12 protein-coding genes and 2 pseudogenes are annotated in these 14920 nt (G+C 48.6%); all 14 read right to left on the minus strand.

Annotated features, from left to right (window positions below; translation table 11 throughout):
* Window positions 1-5 precede the first annotated feature (5 nt).
* Window positions 6-1385, minus strand: coding sequence for a hypothetical protein (locus tag P349_RS12205; protein ID WP_032664109.1), 1380 nt, complete (start codon window positions 1383-1385; stop codon window positions 6-8).
* 443 nt (window positions 1386-1828) lie between these two features.
* Window positions 1829-4162, minus strand: a complete 2334-nt coding sequence (locus P349_RS12200) for an AAA family ATPase (RefSeq protein ID WP_032651303.1) — start codon at window positions 4160-4162, stop codon at window positions 1829-1831.
* The gene (locus P349_RS12195; RefSeq protein ID WP_032651301.1) at window positions 4137-4802 is read right to left on the minus strand and encodes an ABC-three component system middle component 1; all 666 of its coding nucleotides are present in this window, start codon (window positions 4800-4802) and stop codon (window positions 4137-4139) included. The genes P349_RS12200 and P349_RS12195 overlap by 26 nt, the downstream gene beginning before the upstream one ends.
* Window positions 4783-6015 (minus strand): ABC-three component system protein, encoded by a 1233-nt coding sequence (locus P349_RS12190; protein WP_032651298.1) that lies wholly within the window; start codon window positions 6013-6015, stop codon window positions 4783-4785. Before P349_RS12190 ends, P349_RS12195 begins: the two co-directional genes overlap by 20 nt.
* A gap of 56 nt (window positions 6016-6071) precedes the next feature.
* Complete coding sequence (locus P349_RS12185; RefSeq protein ID WP_071995299.1) at window positions 6072-6365, minus strand: PerC family transcriptional regulator; 294 nt, start codon at window positions 6363-6365, stop codon at window positions 6072-6074.
* Complete coding sequence (locus P349_RS26810; RefSeq protein WP_238550763.1) at window positions 6349-7137, minus strand: hypothetical protein; 789 nt, start codon at window positions 7135-7137, stop codon at window positions 6349-6351. The genes P349_RS12185 and P349_RS26810 overlap by 17 nt, the downstream gene beginning before the upstream one ends.
* Before the next feature lie 17 nt (window positions 7138-7154).
* Entirely contained in the window at window positions 7155-8534 is a 1380-nt protein-coding gene (locus tag P349_RS12180; RefSeq protein ID WP_032651295.1) for a VasL domain-containing protein, read from the minus strand.
* Window positions 8535-8636: 102 nt separating this feature from the next.
* Complete coding sequence (locus P349_RS12175; protein ID WP_032651293.1) at window positions 8637-9107, minus strand: hypothetical protein; 471 nt, start codon at window positions 9105-9107, stop codon at window positions 8637-8639.
* A gap of 14 nt (window positions 9108-9121) precedes the next feature.
* A complete protein-coding gene (gene tssE / locus P349_RS12170; protein WP_032651290.1) occupies window positions 9122-9574 on the minus strand; it encodes a type VI secretion system baseplate subunit TssE in 453 nt (150 codons plus the stop codon).
* Window positions 9574-10653, minus strand: coding sequence for a hypothetical protein (locus P349_RS12165; RefSeq protein WP_032651288.1), 1080 nt, complete (start codon window positions 10651-10653; stop codon window positions 9574-9576). The genes tssE and P349_RS12165 overlap by 1 nt, the downstream gene beginning before the upstream one ends.
* Window positions 10653-12110, minus strand: a complete 1458-nt coding sequence (locus tag P349_RS26630; RefSeq protein ID WP_238550762.1) for a hypothetical protein — start codon at window positions 12108-12110, stop codon at window positions 10653-10655. The genes P349_RS12165 and P349_RS26630 overlap by 1 nt, the downstream gene beginning before the upstream one ends.
* Before the next feature lies 1 nt (window position 12111).
* Window positions 12112-13503: pseudogene (locus tag P349_RS12160) on the minus strand (DUF2345 domain-containing protein); the annotation flags it as partial.
* A 2-nt stretch (window positions 13504-13505) separates the two neighbouring features.
* Window positions 13506-13688, minus strand: a pseudogene (locus tag P349_RS25435) (type VI secretion system baseplate subunit TssE); the annotation flags it as partial.
* Between the two features lie 3 nt (window positions 13689-13691).
* Window positions 13692-14918, minus strand: coding sequence for a DUF3396 domain-containing protein (locus tag P349_RS12155; RefSeq protein WP_032651286.1), 1227 nt, complete (start codon window positions 14916-14918; stop codon window positions 13692-13694).
* Window positions 14919-14920: the final 2 nt, after the last annotated feature.

A 14920-nucleotide genomic window follows, 5' to 3' on the forward strand; every position in this document is an offset into this window, starting at 1 on the left:
AAAAATCAGTATTCAAGGTACTCATTTAATATAGAAACCATTTTCTCCGACTCTCCCTTCAGCGCCATATTCAGCAATTTTCTGTAATCCATGCTGCGAACATTCAGAGACTGATTTGGCTCATAGTTGATACAACGGCCATTATCCAGTGCGTGGCAGGAGCGACTAGTCCGATGAGATATCAGATAATACCAGGCACAATGCCCGATAACGGCAAATAACCGGTATGCCGGATCATCAATCCCCGATTTCGGCCTTACTTCAAAAGACTGGTATTGATCGCCACCATTAGTAATATGTTCCCATAACGAAACGGTATCAGCTACACCAGTTTTCGACAGATCATAGACAATATTCCCTGTTGGATCGCCCGTAACCAGTCCCACCAGTCCCACCAGTCCCACCAGTCCGAAGAGTACATTCTGTTCAGCCCTGCTGAGGGGAAATAGTGTCCGGTATTTATTCTTTTTAATCTGATTTAAAATGACAGAATAATGATTACCTTTAAATTGACGGGTTAGTTCCCGTGCCAGCCGGTCAAACTGTGACTCAAGGCAACGTAACGCAATCAGTATTTCCTTCTGCCAGACGCCGGAGACAGGATCATCATCCGGTACCTCAATGTTATTAACCGCATACCCGTATTCAAAACCATAAGCCGTTTGCCTGGCAGGACGCCAGCCAGCAGAGTTGAGTGCGACGTCATTAGAGGATGCCACGCAGAGACAAGTTTCGTTTATCTGGAAATCATCAGGAATCGGCTGGCTTAGCGGCCATTCAGGTCGATATCCTGTCGGATATAACCTCACAATAGCCTCCCGGATCGCGGGTGACATATTATCGCTAAGGCGGGTCCGTTTTTCGTCCTGAGCATTCAGCCTTTCTAGCGAAAGTGGCCAGGGCTCCCTCACTCCGCCCACCAGTTCCGGAACGCCTTCCCCATGAGCAAAAATATGCGGATAACTCTGATGATGCCTTACCGTTGAGGAAAATTTTTTATCTCCCCCGGCGGGATATTGATACGCAATATCTTCCCTTTCCAGCCAGTCGAAAAATGCAGCATCCAGACATACTTCAAGTCGCCGATCAATAATCAGTACATCCGGCTTCCCGGTTATTTCCTTTACATACTTGTTTGAATAACTGCGGGACCAGAAATCGCAAAGAAACCCGGTAGCTGAAAACATGCTTTCCGGAATGAAGAAATGGCGATAATGAAGGGGTAAATTTTCAAACGAAATGCCGGCAACATACACAACTTCAAAACCATACTCATCTGCGTTTGCAATCATGTCATCAAACCGCACGATTCCGTACTCAGGGTGTCGGAAAACACGTTTGCATGTCTGAACAGTAAAATAGTGAACTCGCTGATACAACGACATTATGACTCACCTGTATTGAAGTTGACGGACATATCGATATGCCAGACGGCTTTATATTTTCATGCGATAAAACATGAATAATGAACACCTTTCTTTGCGACTGATAATGAAAGACGCCATACTGGTGACGTTGCTATCAGTACCCGTCACCGTGCGCCATGCCTCGCTGAGTATCCCGCTCATCCTCATACCACCTGACCTTCACCGGACGGCGGAGACCAAGAGCATAACTCTGGTTTACAACAGCAGATTTCGTCCGTCCGGTCAGTCTTCTGGCAACACGAGGGCCTTCATTCACGTAATATTTCTACTGGATACGGTTTTCGTCCTCATGTCAGCGTCGACGGTAAAGATCCAGATAGACAAATTCTATCCTCACTACGAGGGCTGTCAGAAGATCTTTGTAGCGACGCCAGGCTCTACCAAGTGGTCATGTGTCGCATTTACAAAGCTTCTTTCGCCAAAAGCTGCATGTTGAGCGAACTTGTTGCCAAACCTGCTCTGTCGAACCGGTAGCGCATATAAGCTGAAATATCGTCCTCGTGGGAGGAGACAACCAACTGACAATGCTTGAGCTCACAACGGAGTAGATCGGTCAGGGATGCAACGTTGACTTCATCCAGGGATTGAGACGGGTCATCAATCAGGATTAGAGGCACCTGTGAATAGACTTTGTTGAGCGAGAGGAAGAAGGCAAGGCTGAGGGCGGACACTTGCCCAGAACTCATGGACATCACTGCATCGTGCTCAGACTTCTCGGCAGTCAGGAACCTTAATTGCGTACCTTCTCGGCTCTCGATAAACAGGCCCAGGCCACGCTGGTAGTTTTGGATCAGACGGCCACTGTAGATGTGGAATATGAACTCAATAGCCGAAATTGTCTGGTCGGTATAACTTTGCTCTGTCTTCTTCAGTGTACTGCGGAGCTTTTCGATTTTATCTTGTGCTTTTTGGGCTGCCTTAGTTTCCTTTTCGATAACTTTAAGCTCGGTAATACAGGTTTGGAGCCTGGAATTTTGAGCCTCATTAGCTTTAATCGATATGAACTTCTCTTTGTCCTTCAGATCTTCAACCGTGACTATATAGAAGTCCTGTAAGTCTTTGAAAGCGCGATTTATGGTTTCTCGCCAGTCCTCCGGCAGCGCTAAGGCATCAGCTTCAACCTGTTTTTTGTTTCTTAGAATTTCCTTAAGCTTTTCAAATCGTTCATCTACTACGTCATCAATTTCCGTGAATGCATAAGTAAATTGAATCTTTTCGCTTTGCAGCTTCTCCAGTAGCTGGATAATTGCCGGGAGCCGAAGCTTAATTCTGCTCAGCGCCACATGAAGATTTGGTTCAAAGGTAGGCGTAAGAAGTTTCAGGCGGTCTTGTATATGGGTGTTGATGAGTTTCAGCTCAGCGTCCATAGCAGCGATAAGGATAACTAAGTTTTTACCGTCCTGCCCTAGCGAATCAGAGATCTGCTTAGTTTTTGCTTCAATGGCATCTACCATTGATTTGTGATCTTCCCAGTCAGCGCCACAGAGGGGGCACATCTTATCGTCGGGATAGGACTTTTTATGTTCCTCAAGCAGTTGCTTTTTCAGATGTTCCAATTCGGCTACGACATTCGCGTTGGTGCTGCTTTTTTCCGCTAGTCTGTTTCGGGATTCAATTTGTAACTCAAACCACTCAAGGCGCCCATCGTTCCAGTTTGGTAGTGATCGGGCTTCTTCGACCTTGATGACCTTAGCACCGCGTTTGATGACGTTTGCTGAACGCTCTAATTCATCAATCTCCTGCTTGATAGCTTCAAGCCCATCAAGCTTGCCAAGGTCATTACCGAACCTAGCCAGGTTTCTCAGTGATTCCTCATTACGCTCGATGGCTGCATCGATTGTCTCGTTGTGAATCCTGGTTTTTATCGTGGCTTTGAGTGGCAGAAGGGCAATAAGCTTACGAACTGATTCCAGGTAGGCAGCATGGTCTACCGCAGAATACGATGAGAACAGTATCTCTTTGTCCCACCCAGGTTGGACATCAGTCGTCGAGAGCTTCTTGTACTCAATGATCCCAGCCTCTGCCTGCAAAGTGTCTTTTAGGGTGACTATCTCTTCTTTAAGTGATACAGCTTTTGCCGTGCGTTCTGCATTGTTGATGTACCTTGTAAGTTTAGTGTATATAGTGTTGCAGCTTTCGATCTCGGCTTCGATATCGCTGATGTTAAAGAGGTTTCCAAGTTTCTCCTTACGATCGTCTACCCGAGTGTGTAAAAGCCGGTTTTGGCCTTGCTCGAGATAGTTAAGAAAAGAGAAGTTTTCCCTGAAATTTTTTCCGAAAATTTCGTCAAGGAAACTATTATCGCGGAAATTGTTCTTAGTGAATTCAGATGATTCGAATTCTGGTAGCTCGTAAAGCCTGAAGTTTCCATATTTGTCTGCACGATTGTTTGCTGGTTTTTTGAATATCTCTGCAGGGCAATGTCTGGCTAAAACAAGTTTTCGACCATCATTAATGAATTCAATCTTGATGCAGAGATCGTTATATCCAGAACGACTGTTCCAGAAAAGATTGTCTGCATAGTCTCTCTTGTTTCTGGTTAATAATGTATTGAATAGGTTTTGTATTCGATTGATCTGGCCAGTAAGCAACAGCTCGATGGCATCGAAAATACTTGTTTTGCCATAACCATTTGGGCCGTCAAGAGTTAGTAATGACGCCCCGCCAAGATCCAGCAAAATATGTTTGAATGCTTTGAAACTAGAGACTTCAATCCTGGATATTTGCCATTTCATTACGAATCATTTCCTTGATAAAATCGTCAGCATTTTTATCTGTGAATTGCTGGATAGTCGAATATATATCGTTTAGGTCGGCTTCGGCTACAGCTTCAGTTGCCTGCAACCTCAAGGACACAAGGTTCCCTTGATGACTAGGTAGCTCTAAGAATGGAAGCTTGATAAAGGTCTTCGCAGCAAAACTGTATTGTGTTGCAACAAGAGGGTTTTCTTTATATTCAAGAAATTCCTTTTTGTCAGTAATTACAGATACCAGTTTCTCGTAGGTGAAATTGGTAAGTGCACTTTCCTCCGCAACACTGTAATAGAGGACATATTTTTTATAAAAGTGCGGATCTTCCTCAATTGCGAAGATTTCTTCCTCGTGATCCTTAAACCTGGCAAGAACATCAAGACGATAAATACAAATCAAATCGCAGTTTTTCTTAAAGCTTGGGTTTCTGATAAATTCGTCAGGAGCAAGATGATTGATTCTGTTATTCAGTTCGGCAGGATCAGGGAGATCATCAAAATTATGTAGGACTGCGAACCTGATAGCAGATCCAGACTCGCGAATATAAAAACTTGTGTTGTCCAGGTCGAGTTTACAGACAAAGTCATGGGCCACAAGTGCTTCATTAATGAGTTGTTTTATCATTCAGTCGTTCCTCCGCGTCGTCTTTTGTTATGACGCTAATGCATAGCGACTTAGTGATATTGCTCTCAATCTTTTCAGAGGTCTTCTTGTTGTCGAAGTTATTCGAGTTCGTGAATTTTGTATTAAAGGTGAATGAAGCTTCCGCTTTACTGGCGATTAAATGGTTGTACTCAAAAAGCAGTCTCAGCAGATCCCCGTTGTTTTTCATTTCATGGATCATATCAAATTCACACTCTTCGCTTTCATCCACGTCAAGAGCGGTAGGTACGTAGAACCGATTTTGGCTGTCAAGATAGTGCGGAAGATGGTTGAATATAGGTTCCATCGAAATAGCCTGTATCAGCTTGGTGTATCGCCTGATGTCGTTCTTCTGAACGTCTTGAAACCGCTCGGATGGTTTCATCATCTGGCATAGGGTTTTTAATTCGTTGAAGTGCGTTTTGCGAATATGCTCACTCAGAAGTCTGGCTCTCTCATAAGTCGCATCGCTCATTGTTGGTAACTCCTGATCCAATCTTTCTTCTAAATGGGTTTGGAGCCTGGCCTTTAATTCAACTGCATAGTAATCCCTATTCTGATAGGGGTTTTCAGCCAGCAGTTCCTCTAAAATACTCCTGGCCATGATACGACCCTCGTATGCGGCTTTGTCTTCTGAGATCCCGTCAACTTGATTTAATTTATGGCTGTGTATTGCCTTAGAATTAATTTTTTCTGACAGTAGGCAGTAGTTAAAATTGATAAGGTTATCACTGACAGTGATGGACTGTTTCTCACATAATTTTTTTATGAGTTCTTTGGTCAGTCCTTCAATTTCACCCAGGCCACAATAGTAGTTGTCTCCATAGCGGTAGAATTTTACTGTTTCTCCATTAGTGCCTCTGTAATCGCCAGTCTCATCTAGTGGGACAGATACATGGAAGTAACGCGTTGTCCCCTTGGTTTTGTCGTGTTCGATTAATGTAGACTGTTCCAGCGCTTTGGTGTAACCACTTCGATATTTACTTATCTTAGCTTTGACTTGATGGGCAGTGTGTAGTTTTTCGTTTTTATAAATAGCGAAGTCGTCACTACTATCCAGTTGAAGCTCGAAGTCTAGGTCGCCATCATGAATCAGTTTAAGGGAATGATATAGTGCAATTTTCCCTTGATAAACGAAGCCGCTCCACGAGGAGATGGCGCTGGCAGGATACTTCTCATCATCTTCTTGGCTCACATGATCTCCTTTTATCGTTAGCGAGCAGCCAGTTAGTATAATGATATTACTTCTTTTCAAGACGTATGCGTATTTCTAACATCAGACCGTTTATTGACCCCTTCTGGCTGACTCAGTCCTATCCGCTCCTGAGTAGTCTTTGCAGCCCTCGCGATTTCCATCACATCCAGTTTCTCCGGGGAGTTGATGGGCTTCGCGCAGGAAAAACAATATTTTCTGTGCTGACGTATCCGGTCACGTTGCTGATCCGTCAGCCCATGGTGCTGCATCACATCAAGCCAGCGACTGGCAGCCCTGCGCCAGAGACCAGCAGCCTCCAGCTTTTGTGCAACCTCATCCTCCACCATCATGTCTTACCCTTGATAACCGTTTTTTCCTTTTGAAGGACCTCAGCCCCAGACTGGTTACCCTGTGTTTTATCGCCGGGATCGTCCTGTGGGGAAGCTTCTCCTTTACCCCACGGGCACCAGACTCAGGATATATGGCTCTTAACAGGCTGTCTTCATCAGGCAGCCAAAGCCGGGCCTCTGTCAGCCCCATTTTTCCGGCCTGGGCAAAAATGGCCTCCCGGGTACGGGCTGGCAGCAACGCTTTTAATTTATCAATCCCTTTACTGTAATGTGCCTGCATCAACATCAGCTCGCTTTCCGTCCAGGGTCTGTTTTTCCATGTTCCAAGGCCAAATTTGACCACTGCAGCCCTCACCGCACTGACGCTTCTGCCCAGTCTGGCGGCAATTTCTTTTGTTGGCAGATTGCCGTAATGCTTTTCCAGAAAGGACTTATCTTCAAGGCTCCAGCTACTGCGACCAGTGAGCCCTGCAAGGGATGCCTGCTGGCAGATAGCCTTGCGTGAACGCCCGGGTAACAATGACATTACATACTCTATACCTTCTGTATAGTGGGTCCGGAGCAATGCCAGCTCCTCTTCCGACCAGGGTGGAGTCACGCCACGGGACAGACCTGAAAGCTGAACAATCCGGGCCACCCCATTGGTAGACCTGCCAAGCCGTTCCCCGATTTCACGGGCAGACAGCTGACCATAGTGTTGTTCCACAAACGTAATTTCGGCAACCGACCACGGTGTCCAGTGATTACGGTGACGCTGCGTTTTATCCACCATGTCAGACCTCCCTAGTATCAGTCGCGTTGTTTTTCCTGCGCCAGCGTAGAGATTTGAGCCCGGAGGTGCTGCTCAGCCTGTTGGACCTGCTGCTGACGCTGCAGCGAATCTTCAGGGAGTAGCTTCAACTGCCGAAGCTGTTCTTCCACCGGCACGGTCTGCCGGAAGCTTGTCAGCATGCCAAAGACCTGCGATTTAAGTTCACTGACGGTAATGTATTTTCCTCTCTGACCATCTAGCGCATTCAGTTTATCGGCAAGTGCCTGAAGCTGTGTCATCCCTTCATGCCAGCCGTTAATTGTATCGACAGGAAGTACTGAGATATTAATCTGTTGCTGCCACTGCTGTGCCAGAGGTTTAGCCTGTTCCGGCCACAGCGCCTGAGCCTGTTCTGTGAGTTTTCGGCTGTAAGCAAGATTCCAGTCAGGAGGAAGCTTGTCCAGTCGGGCAATCTGCTGTTGTGTCTGTGCTATCACAGTTTGTGCTGACGGAGATTGCTGGCGCAACATATCCAGTTGTTCAGACGTGAGAGGTGAAGGGAACGGAGCCAGTGAAGCTGCAAGCTGAGTCTGCAGAGGGTCTGGACGGTGAAGAAAATGCCAGCTCCACACTGAGACTATGCTTATCACCAGCATGGTACACATCCCGGCGGCGAAGAATTTCCACTTTTTAACCGGAGCAGGCATTGTCGACAGTACTTCCACATTCGGCTGCGGTTCCAGTTGCGCAACATAAACCCACTTCACTGCACTCGCTGGCGTATCTTCATCCGGACCACCAGCAAAGTCTCTCGTGGATGCTGTCGAAGCATTCATCATGGTGGCAGGCAATACGATACCCGACTGAATGTTTGGCCCGGTGCTGGTTGTGTTATCACTGTTTTCCAGCCGGACAGCACTGTTGTGCATCAGGGTACGCAACGTATCGAGCTGGCTGAGATGTTTTAGCTCCAGGCGCTGCAATACCTCTCCCAGACCTGTAAGCAGTTGCTCCGCACGGTACAGCTGGCTAAGGTCACTGTAATTCAGAGGCAGCGAACGCATCCGTTGCTGCAGGCGCTGACTCAGACTGCTGAGGATTTCCATGCGGGCATGGACTGGCTGCGGCCACAGCGCCCCCCACTGATGGCTTATCAGTGCCTCCAGTATCGTAAGCCCTTCATTGAGCCCGAATAAGCCGGCCAGCTGCGTACGCGCAAGCGTATACCAGGCCGCCGTTTGCAATTCCACACCGTTCTGCTCAAACAGTGAGAGACAGAGTTTTTCGGCATAACGCCAGTTCACATCCGGGCGAGCCGGATGTGTCAACTTACTCAGCTCATCACGCAGGGCGGCATAATCCGGCAGCGCCCTGGGGTCGCCACCGGTTTTAATTTTTCGTGGGTTGATGTCATTCATGACCAGTCGTCCATTTGGCGTATCAGGAACTATTGAAGGTTGTCGTTTATGCAGCTTCGCTTTCTGCATATTCAGAGGGGTCGAGTACTGCAATACTCGCCGCTATGGCAGAAGCGCTAAAATCAGACCAAAAAAAGTATTTTCATCAAACCCCTGCGCGAGGCGGGATAAAGCGCCAGGCGGAGTAAAGGTCCAGTCACTCACGATACCTGGCCGCATGAATAAACGCCCCAGTGAAGTGACATTCTCACCGTTATGGAAGGTCGCCTCCACGCACCCGGTCACACCCTGACCGTACAGAAATATCGGCGTAAACTTTACGGCCCGGTCGTCGTAACGGAGAACGATACCAGAAATCTCAAAAGTCCCGCCCTCCACCAGCAGGTCTGTAACGGATACCGTGAATGCCTCCACATGCAGTCCGGTACCCGTCAGCCAGGCGTCCATCTGCTTCTGAAGCCGGGCTATTCGCAGACAAAACTCCACAATATCGGCCTGAGTCTTGCTGACAAACGAGACCGGGGCAGACTGTCTGGCCTGCAGTTTTTTGAGGAACTGTGATTTTACTGACATCGTGTTCTCTGGCCTTACAGACGGGTTGTCGTGTCAAGATACTGCTGTTGCTTAAGATGTCGCAGGAGAACCCGCCCTTCCGGCATAAACTCGGTTCCATAACACACGAGGCCAATGCCCTTCAGCTCAGCATCAATGGCATAACACAGCTCGCCGGGGATATTCTGATCAAGCAGCACCACGTCAATCGATTTCAGGCGCGGTTCATATTTCAGCAGCACGTCGGAGAGCGTGGACATCAGTTTATGTGCTGTGCCGGGCAGGCCCTGCAGAATAGTGGTCATATCCGGCAGCCCGTAATCGGGTAAATGTGCCAGCGTGCCGGCACGGCAGTTAAGAATGCGCTGCATGTTATCGAGTACAGACAGGATGACCTGGTTTTCTTCACTGACCTGATAGAGATCGAGATCACCAGCAAAGTTACCGCAAAGCATCTCGTACAAAGAAGGCGTATTTCTTGACGTCATCAGTTTGCCCCATCCGGCTTGATTACAAAGACGCTGCCGTTGTCATCCCTCTCCAGAAGTGACCAACGGGCACGATGCATTTTGCCGTCCTTATCTTCAAACTCCGGCATGACCTGTCCGGTGTGGGTACGGGTATACTGTGTTGTGCCGTTAACGATAGTCGCCCAGCGACCATCGAATGGTGAAACATCGCCACTCCAGCACGTGATGCGTACTCCTGTTTCCTTCAGTAGATCTTTTTCTCTCTGCGGCCAGTTGTATAATTCTTCAGGCTTGCCTTCAGGGAAAAAACCTTCTGGTGGAACATCAATAAATTCGCCTTCGATACGACGAATCAGCGTCCAGCCTGTTTTAGCCCATTCAGAGTCATCCCAGCTATAGATCCTCTCGCCGTCCTTAGTAATATAATCGCTTCGCTGCACTCCTTGTCGTGCCGATACAGGCTGCCCATAATCAGCAGGTATAAATCGGGCTGGAGCAAAATCAATATCAGGTAAATAAATACCTGTTTGCACAGGATTCTCACCTAATTCTATTCGCACCGATGAGTCGAGTTCGTAGAGAGGAACCTTAGAGGGGATATCATTTTTTGTATAAACTCCATTGCTATCATGCCCAAAACCGTCATAAGTTAAATCCCCCTCGTCCCAAGTTGCACCCAGGGTCGCTGATAACCTCCTATCCAGAATTGCGGCTATACTTCCCAGTTCAGATATTGTTTCGATTTCATCTTGTGTCATCCACCCATCCCAGAATTCGGTAATACCTTTGCGAATATTGCTCATGGCATGTCCGATATTAAATGCCTGAATATCATTGTGTGTGCGCAGAATATAGGCATTGATATAACGTTCTTTCATCGGTCGAATGTTTGGCAGAACGCGATTTCCCCATACCATATCAGCCTGCTGCCAGAGAGGGAGATTGCGATTATTTAATGGCATTTCTCGCAGATAGCGTGCAAAGGCTGCCTCATGGGCATCAATATAAGCAATAATGGCATCACGCGTGGCTGCGTAATGCTCAGGGGAAATAAATTTCTCCAGCAGATAGCATTCCTGGGGATGTAAGACAGCCATTATTTTTTGTCCTTTGATTCGTACCAGTTATGAGTATTTTCCAATTTTGGCAATCCCTGATACGGATAAACAGGGTCATTGGCAGCATCGCCATATCCCCAGCCAGTTTTCTGCCGGGGACCGGTGTATTCTTTCTTCAGTTGTGACGGGTCGAGTACAATCTGCACCGCCCCTCCTTTCAGTGAAAATTCTTCCGCATTTTCATTAACTTGCGTTCCAGCTCTTCCTTCCCAGACTTTCAGTGGTTTTCCCGGCGGGATAGTGTAGGTCACATACTCACCATTTTCATTCCAGCTTTTCCAGACTGCAAAGCGCCGCCGCCAGTCACTTTTACTGGTCAGCATGTCGAATTCAGCCTTATTCATCCAGCAGATGCTGTTATCATTCGAGCTTGGGTCAATGACTCGATAAATAACCGTGCCAGGCGGAATTTCTTTTGGCTGCATGGATTTATCGAAGGTGCTAAATTTCCCTTTTAGTACAGGATTTCTACTGGTCTCACTGATATCGGGCCAGCCATCTGAGATAGCTTCTTGCCCATTAAACTTTTCTAACGTTGGGTAAGCACGTTCCTTTGCCCCTACATCCACCCAATCAGGCTTATCACGCTTGAAATACTCCACTTCTTCACTGGCTCGCTTCGCGCCATAATGGTGAGCGTTATCACCCACATGAGCACGAAAAGCATTATCCCCTTCGACTCTGAGACGATTTGCCAGCCGCTCCAGAATGTCGTTCAGCGGCTTCAGGGCTTTCGCCAGCATAGTGTTCGCCTTACTGCGTACCGCAACCAGCGTGTCCCAGACTTCAGCAACCGGACGTTGCAGGCTGGATGGCCCCCAGTTGGTTACTGTATCGAACAGACTGCGCGTCACCTTCATCAGTTTGTCCATCACCTCAAGCAGCGCAGATGTACTGAGCATGCCTTTCAGTTCATCAATTTTGCCTGCCAGATAGTGATAGGGATTGTAGATACGAAGTGTTCGTAACGTGCCGCGAACCGCAGGGGTATCCAGAAAACGGTTAAGTTGCGTAACACTCCCGTCAAGCAGACGGTTGTAATTACCGGCCTTGCTCAGTTCATTGAAGTGGGCTTTACGGACTGACAAAAACATCACCTTCGCACTGCCTTTCACCAGAGACCCCAGCGTCGGAAAGCAGCCAACCAGCGTCAGACCAAGACACACCCACGGCCATATCTCAGTGTCATTTTCCTTTATTTTTTTGCAGTTGGCGATAAGGTCGCGAACGTCGCAGACCTGATCCACCAGAGGGATCATTGAGATAACCGTTCCGGTCACAATCTGCCCGGTCGTCTGCTGTTCGTTAAAGTCGCCCTGAAGTGTTTCCCACAACCACTCTCCGGATGCTTTGGCTTTATCGGCCAGTTCGTCATACCAGCTTTGTGGCGGGGGCTGGTAGAAAGCCAGTGCGTGCTGAAGTTCCTGATCGATCATTTTATCCCTCCCTGACGCTGGTTTTTTCCAGCAGTAAATCCCACGGCGTCCACGGCTTTTCCGGTTCAGGTGGTGGAAGCTGGTAAGTCACGGTTGCTGACTCAAACGGCACATTTTTGTGCAGGGCATATCCCTGCTCATCCAGTACGCCAGCCAGTTCGCTTCCCCCTTCGAAACGAAGGGTATAAGGTGCTTTCGGGATAGCCTCCTGCCCGTCAAAGAAGTTCAGAGCGAGGTCGCTCTCTCCCTTCCCCGGTAGATAGGGCACTTTTACCGTCTGCGAAGCCCCACCCTCTGTGTCAAGCCGGCTGGCCTTGCGGGTATAGGTACCTGCAGTCTCGTATTTGATTTGTCCCTGCTCGATGAGGATGGAGCTCCCGCCACCAACCAGCCGTATTCGCTTCTTCCCGGCCAGCAGCATCTCTCTGGCAGAGATAAGGGTCAGTTTCTGCTCCGCGCTCAGGTGCATCATTCCATTCTGGGCCTGAAGCTGTACGGGTCCCTGAGCCGAAATCAGACTCAGCTTGCCGTGTTGAGCAAATATTCCCACGCTGTCGCCTGCCAGTCCGGTGATATGCCCTTCAGCTCCAATACTGATGTCACCGCCCGCATTCAGGGCGATATTGTCAGCGGCCGCCAGATGCAGATGCTCAGCACTGGTGAACGCTATCCCTTCCGGTGCTGAGAAGTGGATCATCTCATGGAGGGTTTTCAGGCGGGAGCTGAACATCGCCTGTTGACTGGCGATGTCCGCTTCCAGGGCTTTCGCCTGGCGGGTGGCGCTGGCCAGTGCCGCGATTTGCTGGTTCACCGCCTCAATTTCTTTCAGCGCCGCGTCCATATCCAGCACCTCACCTTCCCCGCGCGTTTTCCCGTCGGCGGTGACCAGCAGCCCTTTTGCCACACGGATAACCCCGAACTCATCGGTGCGCAGCTCAAACCCGGTGCCGCGAACGTCGTTCTGCGTGTCCACGATATGCCCCTGATTCAGGGCGGTGGCACCAAACGGCGTATTCAGCGCGATATGCTCAGCCTGACGCTGGTCTTCCATTCGCAGTTCATTATCCCTGGCGGTGCGCAGGATGTTCTGGCTACGGTTGTCGCGGGTGACCACATCGGCATGCTCTGAGTCATGGAAGGCATGGGCGATATACGGGCGGTCCGGGTCACCACCGTCAAAGGCAATACCCACTTCCGTACCGGTGATAAGCGGGGTATGCCAGCCGTACGTATCCCCGGCATAGGGTTTGGCCTGACGTATCCACAGGTAGTGATAGCCCTGCTCTGCATCCTCACGACTGAAGTCCAGTTTCACCCGGTAACGGCCCTGGCTGTCCAGGTGCGCATACGGGTCATTCTTCTCGTCGCTCTCAACGCGGGCCGGCAGCGTCCCGGCAAATCTGGCAGGCCGTAGTCCGTTAGATGCGCCAGTGTGCCGGCACGGCAGTTAAGGATCCGTTGCATATTATCCAGCACCGACAGGATGACCTGATTTTCTTCACTGATATGCTGAAGGTCGAGATCGCCAACAAAATTACCGTAAAGCATCTCGCATAATGAGGGCGAATTACGCGACATGAATCAATCTCCCTCATCTGGAGTCACAGCAAATACGCTGCCACCATCATCTCTTTCCAGCAGCGACCAACGGGCCGGGTGCTTCTTACCATGCTTATCTTCAAACTCCGGCATAATCTGCCCGTCGCGGGTTTGGGTGTACTGCGTCGTCCCGTTAACAATGGTGGCCCATCGACCTTCAAACTGAGATTTTTCACCACTCCAGCAGGTGATCCTGACCGGCTCCCAGGACTTACCTTCATCTTCTTTATCCAGCGCAGCACTGGCTCCATCGAAGCGAGCAAACCATGCCATGGAGGATTCTTCCTCAAACTGGAAATTTTCATGTTCGGAGTAGAAATGCAGGCCGTTATGCCCGTCGTATCTAATAGGTTTAATTAACTGATTCACTTTTACCAGTAATGGCGGTAAAGCTTCGGTTTTAGTTTCTCCGAGCGCTGGCGGCATTGCTCCAGCCTTAAGGATAATGCCGCCGTTATAGGACAGCAGTTCAATCTCAGGAGTCTTCTTCAGACGGTGAGCCAACGTGTCTGTACCACCGAGCTTTTCCTGCCAGGGATTACCGAGAATGGTGTACCAACAAGGGCCTTTTACTCCCTCCACTGCCTCACCGCCTTCCAGGGTTCCCAGAGAATCCACCATCACGCCCGGAAAGCGCTGAGCCAGTTTGTATTCGTATGGAAACATTCGCTCAAAAGCGTAAGGAAGAATAAATGACAACCCCGCATAACCGCTTTCAACGTTGAAGGTATTACAAAGCCACATCAACCAAGATTGATAACGTTCCTTACCCTCAGGCTCTTTCAGCAGTGTTAACGGGAACACCAGCTTAATGACAGAGCGGTCATTATCGTTATGGAAAATCCGAGTGTTCATAACCAAGATGCTGTAATCAGGAGACAAATAATCTTTCTCAGCACTCCCCAAATACCACGAATCGGTCTCTTCTTCTGTCAGTTCTAAAAATTCCAGGCGATTTCTTTTGTAATTTTTGTCTGTTATAGATACCCATTTAGGGGCAAGTGTTTTTTTGAGATGTGGCTTAAATTCATCGTAATAGCGATCTACGCACTCCACCATTTTACGACGAACCTCGGCTGTATGACCGTCTTTAAAAAAAACGGTGATAATCAACCCCAGATTCACCGCCTGGCTACCATCCTTGTATTTTACCGATGCTTCCGGCAGCCACTTCTCGATATAACTCAGATCAAAATCCTGCTGTTCCATTA

The sequence above is a fragment of the Enterobacter sp. DC4 genome, assembly GCF_000568095.1.
In the GTDB taxonomy this organism is placed as follows: domain Bacteria; phylum Pseudomonadota; class Gammaproteobacteria; order Enterobacterales; family Enterobacteriaceae; genus Enterobacter; species Enterobacter pseudoroggenkampii.